Source organism: Varibaculum prostatecancerukia, from assembly GCF_943169825.2.
Classification (GTDB): Bacteria; Actinomycetota; Actinomycetes; order Actinomycetales; family Actinomycetaceae; genus Varibaculum; species Varibaculum prostatecancerukia.
Genome location: NZ_OW968402.1, coordinates 1,175,953 through 1,190,164 on the forward strand (window position 1 = coordinate 1,175,953; position 14,212 = coordinate 1,190,164).

The window sequence follows — 14,212 nt, forward strand, 5'->3', positions numbered from 1 at the left end:
GGCTGTTTTATCAGCAGCTACCACGTAGATATTTTTTCCGCGGGACGTAAACATCATTACTTTATTTCTGGTTTTAGAACTGTGCTTCGCATTGTGCACATCTAGAGTTTATTGACTTTCCTATGCGTTGCAACGGTTAAAAATTGAAGGAAAAATTTCGATAAGAGCTATTTACTTGAAAACGGTGCCCATCTTTTCGACGTTGCAAAAAACCAGCAATAGTATCCACATCATTGGGGCGCATTCCTAGCTCTCGGCATTTATCTCTTACTTGCTCAACCGACACAGAGAGCCAACGCTCAGGCCTATTCATCATGTCTGCCTTAAGTTTGTGTTCTTCATTCCATTTAAGCCCACTGGAATAGCCCTGCGCCCATCGAGCAACATTTTCAAGAATTTTTCCTATGTCGTAGGGCAGAGGTTCATCTGGGGATTCTTCTGGCTCAACGGGCTTATACGGAATAACTTGATCGTGGAGAAGTAGGATGGGTCTATTAGCTTCGATCCACTCTTTAGACTCTTGAGGACTCCATTCAATTACAGCTAAAGCGTCAGCTTCAAGACCCCACAGGTCATTAAGACGTTTCCGGTCAGGCCAAGCGAAAAGAATTCTGCCTGCAAGTGCACGCGTGGATAAGCCACGCCAGGTTAGGTGAGTTACTCCGCGTCTTGACAGCAAAGCTTTTATAACGTCACTGCTTACATCTTTTTTTGGTGTAACTACCGTTATTGGACCTCCGGGTTGTTGAAGCAACCATTCTATTGCCCGCGCATTCTGTGGTTCTCGAGATGTTTCAACATTCTCTCCCAACTTAGAGATAGCAACAGGCATGGAGTTACTGACTTGCCCCATTGTTCCCGACCTTTCTTTCGTACTACCTATCAGTAATGTTACCTGTAGACTCTGACAATTCTCCTTAAAAAACCTGAGTCTCCTTACGCTAGGTTTTCCTATGTTGTACTTTTATGGTTTGCCCTGGGGATGAGGTTGCAATGTCTGACTGGGTTACATAGCGGAACGACCGCCGCGTACACGAGGCTCTCGACTACCACACACCAGAAGAGATAAAAGCAGACTGCAGGAACTCTCGAGAATCGTCAGAGAATATAGGCAAGTAGACACACCTAGGAAGAAAACCCAGTACACTTCAATGAGAACCGAAGATCTGCACATATAAAAGGCACCCATAACTTATTTTGACTACGGAGCACCCCATGACAGACACGATCAACAAAGTCCCCGAGACCACACCAGACTTCACAACCGAAGCAGCGAACAAACTGTCCGAGCTATTCCCTGAAGTTGTGGCGGACGGGAAAGTCGACATCGAAAAGCTCAAAACCATCCTCGGAGTCGACGTTGATGATGCTCGCGAACGGTTCGGCCTGACATGGCCAGGCAAGGCAAACGCTATTAGAGCGGCACAAACACCAACGACGGCAACACTCATGCCCGACAAAGAGGGGTCTGTCAACTGGGATTCCACCCAGAACGTGTTCATCGAGGGCGACAACCTCGAAGTGCTGAAAATTCTACAGAAACATTATTACGGGCAAATAAAGATGATCTACATTGACCCGCCATATAACACCGGAAAAGATTTTGTATACCGCGATAACTATGCCGACTCGATTGGTGCGTACCTCGAAATAACAGGACAAACTGATGATAGTGGGAAACTATCCACAAACTCCGAATCAGCTGGGCGATTCCACTCAAACTGGCTCAATATGATGTATCCACGGTTAAGATTAGCGCGCAATCTGCTTGACGAAGATGGAATCATCTTTATATCGATTGATGACAATGAAGTCGCTAACCTGCGACTTATCCTTGATGAGGTATTTGGTGAAGCAAATTTCATTGAAAACTACATTTGGGAAAGCAATTTCAGACCCGACAATAGTTCTCGGGTAGAACGAGAAAATGCTCAGCATATTCTCTGTTATGCCCGCAGAAAACCATCTATACCCGGTTTGGTCGGTGTTCAAAAGGCTACGGAGGGACTTCCATCATTGACCAAGAATTCAATGAAGGCGTCTACTCTGAAGTTCTCGCCAGATTGGGTGGAGTTCCGTTTTCCCGACGGATTATACAGTCCTGGCGAGCGATCTACTGGGTACACGCTTGAGGATGAAGTCGAAGTGCGTGATGGGTGCGCAATGAAAGACTTTCGGCTAACAGGACGCATGATTTGGTCGCAAGAATATCTGGAACAGCAGGTTCTCGCGGGTACCAAAATTGTAATCAAAAGCGAAGGTTTTGTTCCGTACTCTAAGAAAATAGCCACATCTAACTTAGCGCCGACGACCCTGATTCCCAGGGATGTGGTTGGAGATGTGCTTGCTGGGAATGCAGAAATCCGCAACATTTTTGGTAGCCCTGTGTTCAATCATCCGAAGCCAACTAGCTTACTGCGCTATCTGATTAATTCGGTAACGGAAAACCGTAACAAAGACGCGATAATTTTAGACTTTTTCGCTGGTTCGGGATCGACAGCGCATGCCGTCAGTTCCCTAAATGCAGCGGATGGAGGTACCCGCCGGAGCATCTCCGTACAGCTCCCTGAACCAACACCGGACAACTCTGTAGCCCGTAACGAAGGGTACAAGACGATTTCTGAGCTCGCTCGCCAGCGCATCCGCCTGGCAGGAGAAAATATCCTCAAGGATGAGGCGGAAAAGCTAGAGTATAGAGCAGAAACGCTTGATGTTGGATTCCGTGCTTATAAGCTTGCAGATACAAATTTCACGAAGTGGAAAGCTGACTCAGGTTTGTCTCAATCAGAACTTGTCGACCTTTTTGCGGACATGGCTGAGTCTGCAGAGGATACGGCTGATCTTGAGGCGCTACTCACCGAGGTACTCCTTAAACTGGGATTCTCGCTTACAGAGAAGATCGAGACTCTTGAGGTGGCAGGTCTGTCCGTGTTTAGCGTCGCTGATGGCCTAGTGATTGCTTATCTGGATGAACATATTCAGCCGACCCTGGATCAGTTACGTGCGCTTGTTAGTCAGGAGCCGGAGCGTTTGGTGATCTTGGAGGATGCCTTTCAGAGCAATGACGAGTTGAAAACGAATCTGGTGCAAGAGTGCCGTACTCATAATGTTGACCTGTGGACGGCGTAGGAGGGCGAGCGTTCGATGAAATTCCAGTTTGATCCACGACAGCCCTATCAAACCAGTGCTATCGCTGCCGTCACTGACCTATTTGATGGGCAACCAGCCGATGCCGACCAGCTCCTGACCGGCTTGCAGTACTTTCCCCCCCAGCAGTCACTGGACCTGCGGGACTTTGGTGGCCAGGGAGCTCTCGACGTCTTCGAGGAGACCGGTGCATATGGTAACAACCTCCTCCTGGACGAGGACACGATCTTGGAAAATCTGCAGCGCGTGCAAGATAGGAATGGTCTTGAGATCAACGAGAGCCTGGTCGATGGTTTGCAGTTCGACATCGAGATGGAAACCGGCACCGGCAAGACCTACGTGTATCTGCGTACCGCGTTCGAGCTGGCGACGAAGTACAAGTTCAACAAGTACATCATCCTGGTACCGTCGGTGGCGATCCGGGAGGGCGTGAAGACCAGCATCGAGCTTATGAGTGAACATTTTAGCCACCTGTACCCGCAGATCAACATGGACTACAACGTTTACTCCGGTGACCGTGCTGAGGACGTGCGGAATTTTGCAAGGGCCACGTCTTTGCAGTTCTTGGTGATGACGATTGACTCGATTAGGGGCGATAAGAACACCCGCATCATTCACCAGCAGCGCGATAACCTCTCTGGCTTACGCCCGCTGGATTTCTTGCAGGCCACACGCCCGGTCGTGATTATGGATGAGCCGCAGAACATGGAGTCGTTGCTGGCTCAGTCGGCTGTGACTGATCTGAACCCTATGTGTACGTTGCGGTACTCGGCCACGCACCGCACGACCCGTAACATGGTCTACCGGCTTGATCCGCTCGATGCTCACCGACTCGAGCTGGTGAAGAAAATTGTGGTCTCCGATGCTCAGGAGCTTGGTAGTGCGGCTAAACCTTATGTCAAGCTGCTCGAGGTCAAGCGGGATCCAAGTTTTAAGGCCAGCTTGGAGTTGAACTGCCGTAAGAGGGATGGCTCTTATGCCAAGCGCAAGGTCAGCGCCTCTCAGGGTGATGACTTGGAGAGACTCTCCGGTGGGAACCCGGACTATGAAGGCAATTGGCGGATCAACGAGATCAGTGTGATGCCCGAACAGATCGAGTTGACCAACTACGGCTACCTGCGCGTGGGGGAAGAAATCGGCGGTAACCAAGACGCTGTCTTCCAGGCGATGATTCGCGAAACCGTGCGTGAGCACATCCGCAAAGAAGAACAATTACACTCCCAAGGAATCAAGGTATTGTCGCTGTTCTTTATCGACAAGGTCGCCTCCTACCTCGGTGAAGGAATTAACAATCTTGACGCTAACGGTAAGTTTGCTACCTGGTTCGACACTATCTATCAGGAAGAACGGGATAAAATTTCTACCTCCCACGCATTCTTGCCGACAAATCCAGTTGAGGCACGTTCTGGGTATTTCGCACAGATGAAACGCGGCAGGGGCAAGGCTGCGCAAGTGACGTTCAAGGACTCCTCGGGCAAGACCAAGGCTGACGATGACGCCTATGAGTTGATCATGAAGGACAAGGCCCGCTTACTGAGTATGGATGAGCCGGCGCGGTTCATCTTCTCCCACTCCGCGCTACGGGAAGGCTGGGATAACCCCAACGTGTTCCAGATCTGCACCCTGCGAGACATGTCCACCGAGACTGAACGCCGCCAGACCATCGGGCGCGGGCTGCGCCTGCCGGTCAACCAAGCTGGCGAGCGCGTCAAAGACACCGGAACCGCACAGTTGACGGTGGTGGCGAACGAGTCATATGCGGCGTTCGCTTCCGCGTTGCAAGACGAGTACAAGCGCGCTGGTGTTTCGATCGGGTTTGTGCGTAAGACCGAGTTTGCTGAACTGCCCGTGGTTGAGGGCGGTAAGGAATCCCGGCTGGGGACGCGTCGTTCGACAGAGATCTGGGAGGTTTTGCGCAAGCGCGGCTACATCAATGATGCAGGCGAGGTCCAAGGCACGTGGGTTCCTGACCAGCTTGGTTTCACCGTCGGTTTGTCGGAGCAGTACGCGGACTATGAGGCTGAGGTTATTGATCTAGTTGACCGGTGCAAGATCGAAGCACTCGTCAAGCCCAAGCGCAAGCGGAGAGTCCGGACACTGAACAAGCAGGTGTATGCCACACCGGAGTTCGAGGAGTTTTGGGAGAAGATCACTTCTCGCACGACCTACCGGGTGAGTCTTGACCGTACGGATTTGGTACAGCGGTGCGTGGCCCGGATCAAGGAAGCCCCGCGTATTGATCCGATCCGTATCCAGGTCACCCGCACGGGTGTGGAGCTGACCCGGGGTGGCGCGAAGGGCTCGGTGCTTGGGTTTCGTGACGAGGTGCTCAAAGAGTCCTACCCGCTGCCAGACATCGTGCTACAGCTGCAAGAGTCCACGTCGCTGACCCGTAAAACGATCATCGACATTCTGCTCGGATCGCAGCGGGTTGGTGAGTTCCTGGCCAACCCGAATGACTACATCAAGATGGTCACCGGGTGCATCGAAACCGAGCTCGCCCACACTCTCATCGACGGGATCCAGTATGAGCCCATCGGTGGCAGTATCTACGAACTGCGGGAACTGCAAGCGGACGGCCTCGAAGAGAAAGATCGTTTCATTGATCAACTTTACAAGGTAAGCAATAAGGAAAAAACGGACTTCGACTATGTAGTCTTTGACTCTGCGGTGGAGAAACAGTTCGCCCAGTATTTGGACGGACGTGAAGACATCAAGCTGTTCATGAAGCTTCCCGACAAGTTCCGCATCCCCACCCCGGTCGGAGATTACAACCCGGACTGGGCGATCATCAAGCTCGAGGACGGCGTGGATCGACTCTATTTGGTGCGTGAGACAAAGTCCAACCAGGATCCGATGAAACGTCGTCCGAGCGAGAATGCAAAGATTACCGCTGCGATAAAACACTTCGAGGCTATCGGCGTGAACTATGCTGTCAGTTCTCCTGATCGTTGGGAAATATAGGAGATGAATGCGTGTTTCAAAACTTAAACGCCTACCAGGCCAAGTTCTATGCCCACGAGCTTGATCGCTCCTATGCCTCTGACCATGTCGGGCGGTTAGCGGGTCTGCTATTTGATGCCCAGGTAGAACCCAAACCTCACCAGGTAGACGCGGCTCTGTTCGCATTGCAGACCCCCTTCACAAAAGGGGTAATTCTAGCGGACGAGGTAGGTTTAGGTAAGACGATCGAGGCCGGTATTGTTATCAGCCAGTACTGGGCGCAACGTCAACGCCGCATCCTCATTATCGCGCCTTCATCGCTGCGTCAGCAGTGGCAACAAGAGCTGAGCGAAAAATTTGCGCTACCTGCCACATTGATGGACAGAACGAACATTGATGAACTCGTCAGTCCTGGTGGGTGTGATGAAATCCTGATTTGCTCGTATGAGTTCGCAAACTCTCAAACTCAAAGGCTCATTCGTCCCTGGGATTTGGTGGTATGCGATGAGGCACATCGATTACGCTCTAATTGGACCGGACAGGCAAAAATCGCAGGGAACGTTGCCCGCATCTGTCAGGCCGCAGGTAAAACAGTGATGCTGACCGCAACGCCGCTGCAAAACCGCCTGGAGGAGCTTTACGGCCTTGTCAGCGTGTTCTCTCCCGACTACTTCCACACCTTGGACTCCTTTAGGGAGCGGTACCTCAACCACCCAGAAGGCCCCGGGAATGATGATCTCGTGGATCGTGTTTCATGGATTGCTAAACGTACACTGCGGAAGGACGCGGATAAGTACATTCGCTTCACTCAACGAATACCGCTCACGGTGGCATTTACGCCCAGCCCTGCAGAGATTCAACTTTATGATCGGATAAACGAGTACTTGCAGCGTCCGTTCTTACACGCGTTCGCTAAGTCCCAACGCCACCTATCGTCACTGATCCTGCGTAAACGACTTGGCTCCTCATCCTTCGCGGTTGCCACGACGTTAGAGAAGATCGCGAACCGCCTCGAAATAGAAATGACAGCTGGGCGTAGGCGTAACGATGCGGGCAATCTCATGGACGACCCAGATTTAACCGATGAGATACGAGAAGCCAGCGAAGCCAATACCGACACCAGTCCCGCGCAAATAAACTTCACCGACCGGCAGGAGATGCTCGACGAGGTCAACGAATTACGCGGATTCGCCGCGTTGGCGCGGTCGATCACGGTCAATCAGAAGGCCGTGAAACTCGTCGAAGCCCTCGATCAAGGCTTTGATAAACTGCGGGAAATCGGTGCGCCCGAGAAGGCGATCATCTTCACCGACTCGACCGTCACCCAGGACTACCTCGCCCGGTCGCTGGGCGAAGCAGGATGGGGTGAAGGACTGATCCTGTTCAACGGCAGTAACGACAGCCCCGAAGCCAAACGCATCTACAACCAGTGGCTAGAGGAAAACAAGGACGGTGACCTTGTTACCGGTATTGCTGCTGCTGATAGGCGTAAAGCTCTGGTGGATGAATTCCGTGACCGGGGTCGAATAATGATCGCCACCGAGGCTGCCGCTGAGGGTATCAACCTGCAATTTTGTTCCATGCTGGTCAACTACGATCTGCCCTGGAACCCGCAGCGTATCGAACAGCGTATTGGACGTGTGCACCGCTTCGGGCAGAAGCACAACGTCATCGTCGTAAACTTCTCCAACAAGGGGAACCGAGCCGAAGAACGTATTCTAGAGTTGCTCACCGAAAAGTTCCAACTATTTACATCGGTGTTCGGTGCGTCTGATGAGGTGCTGGGTCAGATTGAGGACGGACTGGACTTTGAGAAGATGATCGCTGGTATCTTGGACAACTGCAAGACCGCCGCTGAGATCGATGCTGCTTTTAAGGAACTCGAAGAGCGGTATTCAAAGCAGATTAACCGTGAGATGAAAAAAACGCGAGCTAAGGTGTTCGACAACCTTGACCCGAAAGTGCGTGACAAACTCAAGTATTACGATGCCCAGACCGGGGTAGTTCTCAACGCATTCCAGCGACTACTAATTCAGGTAACGCATCACGAGCTGGAAGGGAAGGCAACCTTCAATAGTTCGGGAACCCAGTTTACCCTCCATGAAGCCCCACTCGTAGGCATCCCCATTGGGGACTACTACTTTAAGTCAGAACCGCGCAAGGGTGCACACCAGTATCGGTATACCAGCGACCTGTGTGCGTGGGTAATCGAGCATGCGAAAAACCACGACACTCCACCGGCCCACCTCACGTTTCAGATCAAAGGCTCCGAACGCGCCACGACGGTCGCTAAGCGGCTCAAGAAGAAGTCCGGGCGGTTGCGGATCGAGGAAGCTACCTTCACCATGAAGGCAGGCAAACAACAACTGCGCGAGTCCTACCTGCTGACCGCAGGATTTTTCGATGACGGCACCCCGATGGATCATGAGCAGATACGAGACCTTCTCGACCTGAACTGCACCGCCATCATCGCCCAGCCAGTCGACAGCACCGGGTTCGAGGATGACCTCAATGCTCAGCTTGCTGAGCTCGGGCAGGATGTGGAGGATCGCAACGCTGGGTTCTTCCTCCAGCAAGAAGAACTCATTGAAGCAGCACGCCTCGACCACAAAGCGAAGTTTGACGCAAAAATCCGCGAATACCAAGCCAAAGAGACCACTGCGAAGAAGGCCGCCCGCAAGGCCGCCAGCGCCACCGAAGAGCTCAAGCTCAAGCAAGAAGCCAGACAGTGGCGACGCAAGATCGACGACACCGAAGATGAATACCGCACCGAACGCAACCGGCTCCGCAACGAGTCCGAGGAATATCTCGACAACGCCCGCGACGCCCTCAACGCCACCGAGAACCGCCGCGAACTGTTCACCATCACCTGGGAGGTAAACTGACGATATGTGTCGTTGAGAAAGATGCGACTGATTGCTAGACCATACGTCTCACACATAAAGCTCTGCGACAACTCACGCGCCGCAATGCTCGCTGCGATCGAGGTCTACAACAAACCCCAGACAACATATCGAGAACAGCTAGTCACCGTCCTGGTCGTCAACGCCTGGGAACTGACCCTCAAGACTGCGCTCCGTAAGGCCAAGAAAAATATCTTCTACAAGAAGAAGCACGGAGAGGACTACAGGTCCTTATCACTGGAGCAGCGTATCGCAGACATGGACACAACCTACTGTTAGAAAGAATCGCTTCGAAACGCTCCTCATCCGAAGTTTAACTAGCACCCTCACAACCGCGTTATAAGCTCAGATACCTCTTGTGGGCTGGATGTTAGCTACTAACGTATAGCGAGTCTGGCGCTTATCCGAGTTAGTGCCGCACGGAGGCTGCGATTTATTTGTTGCAAGCGTCTCAACGCTTCTCCAGGATTATCAATCCATTCTTAAGAATGCTCTAAACCAGGAATCTGAGGAAAGTAAATTAGGTTTATTCCATTGCGCGATTAACGGGTGCTTGCTACCCGAGAACATGGACTGAACGATAACTAGCGAAAATGGCACTGCCTGAAACTGCTACCTCAGTGGGCTCAAACCTAAGGCTTTGAAATCCCAACCACCTACGCTGCCGCGCTAACCATTCGCAAGCCGCCATATCGACCGGTGTAAATCAGCGCATACTCTGATGCGCCAATAGAAGCCCCTAGGTAAAGAAGTAGGTAATAGCTACCGAGGCTGACATCCGTCAAGACCTCCGCCGGGCGCCCAAGAATAAAACAGCGCCTGTAAGTTAGCAGCAACCGCCAGGCGTCCTCATCCAGTTTCAAAGTTTCCGTATCCAAGGTGTAAACCGCGAAAAGCAATAGCTATATGCGCATTACGCATATAGTACGCACATAACCATTGATTTTTGATGCCAATATTTCTAGTATTTATGTAAGAACAGGAGGGACAACGATGGCTAAAGTTAGTACCAACATTAATTTGGACGCCGATCTCAAGCGCTCCGCGCAGCTTTTGCTTAAAGACCTGGGCATGGATCTAACTACTGCGGTCACCATATTCTTGCGGCAAACCGTGCGAGATCAGGCAATCCCGTTCCAAATATCGCGCGACATTCCCAATGCCCAGACCCTGGCTGCCTTGCAGGAATACGAGGAAATGAAGGCGCACCCCGAAAAGTACCCGCGTTATACCAGCTTCGAAGAAGCAATGAAAGACGTTTTTGCATGAGGCTAAACATTGTTCTTTCCAACCGCTTCAGGAAGGATTTGAAACTTGCGAAAAAACGCGGTTTGGATCTGGATCTACTGAACTCGGTTATCAAACGTCTCGCCCAAAGGAAACCTCTTGCCCCTAAACACCGAGATCACGACCTTGGAGGCAATTTCAAGGGATTTCGGGAATGCCATATAAAACCAGATTGGCTCTTAATCTATCGGATAGACGGCGAGGACCTCATATTGTTTTTAAACCGAACTGGCTCACACGCAGATCTCTTCGGTATGTAAGAGCCGAACCGGCAACTTCTGTTTGAGATTGACTGAAGCCCCTGCGGCGATTCCGTTTGCGGCAGCGCCCTATAGACGATTCACCACTGCAACAATACCGAACACGGCACCAGCTCCCTATAAAAAGCAAGGATGCTTCTCCGGCAGGCAATCACCGACACACTATCGTTTTATTTTTTGCTGCGGGTCTTTTTATTCTTTTCCCGATTCCCGATTATCACAAAACAAGCAAAGCCTAAAGCCCAGATCGGAAGGGTGAACAACATGTTTCTAAGATAGTTAGCAGTAAACATCAAAAAGAAGTCCAAAATAGCCGAAATCGCCACCAGGATAATCCCCGCCCAAATCAAAAAATCATCGATAGTGTTTTTGCGCTTAGACATGGTCTTTAGTTTACCGGGTTTCGCGTATGCCCTCGGAAACAGTATTGAGTGTCTATAATCGAATAGCGGGGCTGCACGCCGTCTACACCGGGAGTCAAAACCGGGTAAACCTGGCGGGCACGCACAGGGGCCATTCCTGCCGGGATGACCACAGTAGAGGGTGACAGCGACACAGAACAGCGACGCATAGCAGCGGAGCAGATCAGCGACGACGGCAAGTAATAAAAGGTAGAAAGAGGGACTGCATGAAATCGCTTTCCGAGATGGTGGTAAACAATATTTTTGCCAACCAGGGGGTTCTCTCCCCGTCCTCCGAAACCGTTGCCGCCGTTAGGAAAGTAGTGAATTGCATCGTGGAATCCACTCCCCACCCCAAAAGCTTCTGGGAAACCGACTACTGGAAAAATTTCCTCCTCGGCGAAGATGATTCATTCTGGACGCAAAAATCCGGAGAATCTTTCCAAGAAGTATTCACAAAAGTAGACAGTATCCGCAGTTACCAGGTTTATCCTCCAGCTAAATGGACACGTAAGAACCATGACAATATACACCTGGTTAGATCAGAGAACCGTTATCTATTTTTTCGTGAAGGTAAGCGGCTGTACCTCCGCGACAATGTGGTTTTGATCCCTGCAGGTATTACCCCTATCGGGATTGAGCTAGGCATTGACTCGGAAGGGCGCTACGTCACCTGGGAGGGACGTCCTCTCGCCGGGAACTTAAAAAAACCTGCAGATACTGTTTTAGACCTGTTTCCCTACCCAGACGGAATACTGGTTTTTCCCACCACTGACGGATTTCGTGCCGCCCACCAAGACGAGGACGAAGTTACTGACAGTTTTCTCGATAACGTGACGGGACTGAATCCAAATTCCTTAGAATATTTTTCCTGCCGCCCAGCCCTGACTCCTCACCCTAACGGATACGAGGCCACCCTGTCTTACTGGGACGATCGTTTCGATTTGTCAGAGGAAAAGGATCATCGTCCGGTACTGGTTTTAGCCCGTACCAAATCCGGGGATTCCTACTATGCCGTTGTCGCTCCTCGCAATAATCCCTACTTTAAAGACCGCTGCAAATGGCAGAAAGTTTCGGGTGGTAACACCTTCGTAGTCGAAGGTCAGTTCAAAGGTCAACCGGTGCGGATAACAGAAAAAGTTAACGGTGATTTAGAGATCAGCTATGGAGGGAGAGTAAAATCCCTAGGCAACGGACACTTAAGCGAAGTAAAGAGAATTGCCAATAACGACTTCCTCCAAACGCTTCGGGTCGTTATTTACGATTACCAGGGCGAGATCCGAACCCAGATTTTGGAAATCACTTTGAGCAGCGACGGCGCTATTTCAAAAAAACTCCTCCCTTGCCCGGGCAATGAACTTAAACCAGGCGGATTAGGCCAAGCAGGCAACCCCAAAAAACGCGATAAAAAAGCTGCTTCGCCGCTAGCAAAAGAGAAGGCTAAAACAATTGCTGATCGCCTTACTAACTGGCCACTCATGGGCAAGCAACTGTTACACCCCATTTTCGGAGCAGCCTCCCTAGCCGATAAGGATATCCCCACCGTGGCAAAGATCTGGGATCGCTGGAGTCAGTTTCAAGATGAGACCATCGAAAAAAAGGCAAACCTGTTTATGGGGCTCCTGCCACTGAACGGAAACGATCTAGCTCGCACAACTATGCTGGTAGAGGAAGGCAGAACTAAATATAAATCCTATAGAATAACCGAGGGATCCACCCTAGGTGAAAAGCTGACTATCGATGCCTTGGATTCGTGGGACCTACCTATCGCGATGGCGCAAGAAAAATATCTAAACCGGTTACAAGATCATTTTTCAACCGGACTTAAAGGCATCAGCGGCGTGCAGTTCATCTGGGTAACCCGAAGTGACCCCGAAAATGCTCGCTATTATTCAAGGGACTACGCCAAAAGTTGGGTAGTGGACACCAATCAGAACCTCTGGATGCTGCGCTACCTGGACACTCCAGAACTTAAAGCTAAAAATATAAAGTTTTTAAACGTCCTTGCACAAACCCTGCTAATGGAAGACGACAACCACTGCCGCTACTTCCTTGATCTAGGAACCGGGGATTTTTCCCCTCTCCCGCCTAATCGTAAATGGCTAGCCGGAGGAATCTACTGCGAGAACGGAGTCTACGTAACCCCGAAAGGCGATCCCTACCTGTTATCCGGGGAAACTATTGCGGTACCTAAAGGTCTAAAGTTCTGCCCCTCCTTCAGCGATGAGCTGCATATTGTGCCTGATGCCAGCGGAAAAATGCTGTTGCTAAAAGACGACCTCAGTGCCAGCTGCCTTGACCTGACAATCGATATTGACTCCGCCACGGATTTTACTCCGGTTGCCAGAGTCGTAACCAGTAATAAACGCCCAGATAGACCCGATAGATTAGTAGATACTGTCCCCAAAGAGATGCATTGGGTCTATGTGCGAGATCGCTCGGGAAAAATCCGGTTTTATAACTATTCCTCTTCCAAGTTGGTAGCAGGTAAAGTTTTCAAGGATGAATCGAGTACTGCCTCGCTGGTAGCCGTCAAACCCTACAAGAATTTTACCGTGGAATACTCTCGCACTAAAGGAGTATTGGCCAGGTTTGACACTAAGAAAAGAGCGTTAGTATTAGTTCCTCGGCACTGCCAACTAATAAAAATGGTAGTCACCTCCAAAATCCTGGAGGTTACCTATCAAAAAAATGACGGGAAAGCCTACGATACCTCCATATCCCACAAGCAGGGCAGCTGTTCCTATCAGCGTAAGGAAGAGCCTCACAATATTTTCATGGATAAAGAGTATAACTGGGAAATAGATTCTCATTGGACTCCGCGAATAAACCAACTAACTATGGATGATATTTCGCTCGGTCGCGATGAAGCGTTTTACCAGGGTTTTCATCGTTTAATCCTGGCTTCTCTAAACGCTGAAGACCGCGAAAACTTCTTAGATTTTCTAAAAGAATTGCGCGCCACCGAGAGTCCTGAAGCCCGCTCATGGTACAGATCTAATTGGGCAGAGGCACAAGCCCTAACCGCAGATAATCAACCCAGCCTGTGGGGTCACTATTACCGCTCGTGGACACAGTTCTACGGTTGTCTTTACCTCGCTAACTTTGATTTAGAAGCTGCCCTGGAAGCAATACGGAAAACGTTACAGCGGCAGGAAAGTATCGAAGACGAATATGGCATACCAAAATTATTTATTGATACCGCGAGAACAACTTTTTGGGGAATACCTGATGTTCCCGAAAGATGGATCTAAATTGCGACCGATCGAAA

Annotated in this window: 9 protein-coding genes; 7 read left to right on the forward strand and 2 right to left on the reverse strand. The window is 50.6% G+C overall.

The window, feature by feature from the left end:
* Positions 1-136: 136 nt before the first annotated feature.
* Positions 137-853 carry a hypothetical protein gene (locus KO216_RS05050; RefSeq protein WP_215523198.1) on the reverse strand — a complete coding sequence of 239 codons (717 nt, stop codon included), beginning with the start codon at positions 851-853 and terminating at the stop codon, positions 137-139.
* 362 nt (positions 854-1,215) lie between these two features.
* Between KO216_RS05050 and KO216_RS05055 the strand changes: the two genes are divergently transcribed.
* The 6 genes from KO216_RS05055 (at position 1,216) to KO216_RS05080 (ending at position 10,540) form a co-directional block, all read left to right on the forward strand.
* A complete protein-coding gene (locus KO216_RS05055; RefSeq protein WP_215523199.1) occupies positions 1,216-3,129 on the forward strand; it encodes a site-specific DNA-methyltransferase in 1,914 nt (637 codons plus the stop codon).
* 15 nt (positions 3,130-3,144) lie between these two features.
* Entirely contained in the window at positions 3,145-6,111 is a 2,967-nt protein-coding gene (locus KO216_RS05060) for a restriction endonuclease (RefSeq protein WP_215523200.1), read from the forward strand.
* An 11-nt stretch (positions 6,112-6,122) separates the two neighbouring features.
* The gene (locus tag KO216_RS05065) at positions 6,123-8,975 is read left to right on the forward strand and encodes an SNF2-related protein (RefSeq protein ID WP_215523201.1); all 2,853 of its coding nucleotides are present in this window, start codon (positions 6,123-6,125) and stop codon (positions 8,973-8,975) included.
* Between the two features lie 21 nt (positions 8,976-8,996).
* Complete coding sequence (locus tag KO216_RS05070) at positions 8,997-9,272, forward strand: DUF3644 domain-containing protein (RefSeq protein ID WP_251452074.1); 276 nt, start codon at positions 8,997-8,999, stop codon at positions 9,270-9,272.
* 714 nt (positions 9,273-9,986) lie between these two features.
* Positions 9,987-10,262, forward strand: a complete 276-nt coding sequence (locus KO216_RS05075; protein ID WP_215523204.1) for a type II toxin-antitoxin system RelB/DinJ family antitoxin — start codon at positions 9,987-9,989, stop codon at positions 10,260-10,262.
* Complete coding sequence (locus KO216_RS05080; protein WP_215523205.1) at positions 10,259-10,540, forward strand: type II toxin-antitoxin system YafQ family toxin; 282 nt, start codon at positions 10,259-10,261, stop codon at positions 10,538-10,540. Before KO216_RS05075 ends, KO216_RS05080 begins: the two co-directional genes overlap by 4 nt.
* A 170-nt stretch (positions 10,541-10,710) precedes the next feature.
* On the opposite strand, the gene KO216_RS05085 is transcribed toward KO216_RS05080, so the two are convergent.
* Positions 10,711-10,923 (reverse strand): hypothetical protein, encoded by a 213-nt coding sequence (locus tag KO216_RS05085; protein WP_215523206.1) that lies wholly within the window; start codon positions 10,921-10,923, stop codon positions 10,711-10,713.
* 245 nt (positions 10,924-11,168) lie between these two features.
* Between KO216_RS05085 and KO216_RS05090 the strand changes: the two genes are divergently transcribed.
* Positions 11,169-14,195 carry a hypothetical protein gene (locus KO216_RS05090; RefSeq protein ID WP_215523207.1) on the forward strand — a complete coding sequence of 1,009 codons (3,027 nt, stop codon included), beginning with the start codon at positions 11,169-11,171 and terminating at the stop codon, positions 14,193-14,195.
* Positions 14,196-14,212 lie beyond the last annotated feature (17 nt).

What these genes read in the sequence shown, in the direction of transcription:
- KO216_RS05050 (WP_215523198.1), bottom strand. Translation starts at nt 853, where the DNA reads ATGGGGCAAGTCAGTAACTCCATGCCTGTTGCTATCTCTAAGTTGGGA.
- KO216_RS05055 (WP_215523199.1), top strand. Translation starts at nt 1,216, where the DNA reads ATGACAGACACGATCAACAAAGTCCCCGAGACCACACCAGACTTCACA.
- KO216_RS05060 (WP_215523200.1), top strand. Translation starts at nt 3,145, where the DNA reads ATGAAATTCCAGTTTGATCCACGACAGCCCTATCAAACCAGTGCTATC.
- KO216_RS05070 (WP_251452074.1), top strand. Translation starts at nt 8,997, where the DNA reads ATGCGACTGATTGCTAGACCATACGTCTCACACATAAAGCTCTGCGAC.
- KO216_RS05075 (WP_215523204.1), top strand. Translation starts at nt 9,987, where the DNA reads ATGGCTAAAGTTAGTACCAACATTAATTTGGACGCCGATCTCAAGCGC.
- KO216_RS05080 (WP_215523205.1), top strand. Translation starts at nt 10,259, where the DNA reads ATGAGGCTAAACATTGTTCTTTCCAACCGCTTCAGGAAGGATTTGAAA.
- KO216_RS05085 (WP_215523206.1), bottom strand. Translation starts at nt 10,923, where the DNA reads ATGTCTAAGCGCAAAAACACTATCGATGATTTTTTGATTTGGGCGGGG.
- KO216_RS05090 (WP_215523207.1), top strand. Translation starts at nt 11,169, where the DNA reads ATGAAATCGCTTTCCGAGATGGTGGTAAACAATATTTTTGCCAACCAG.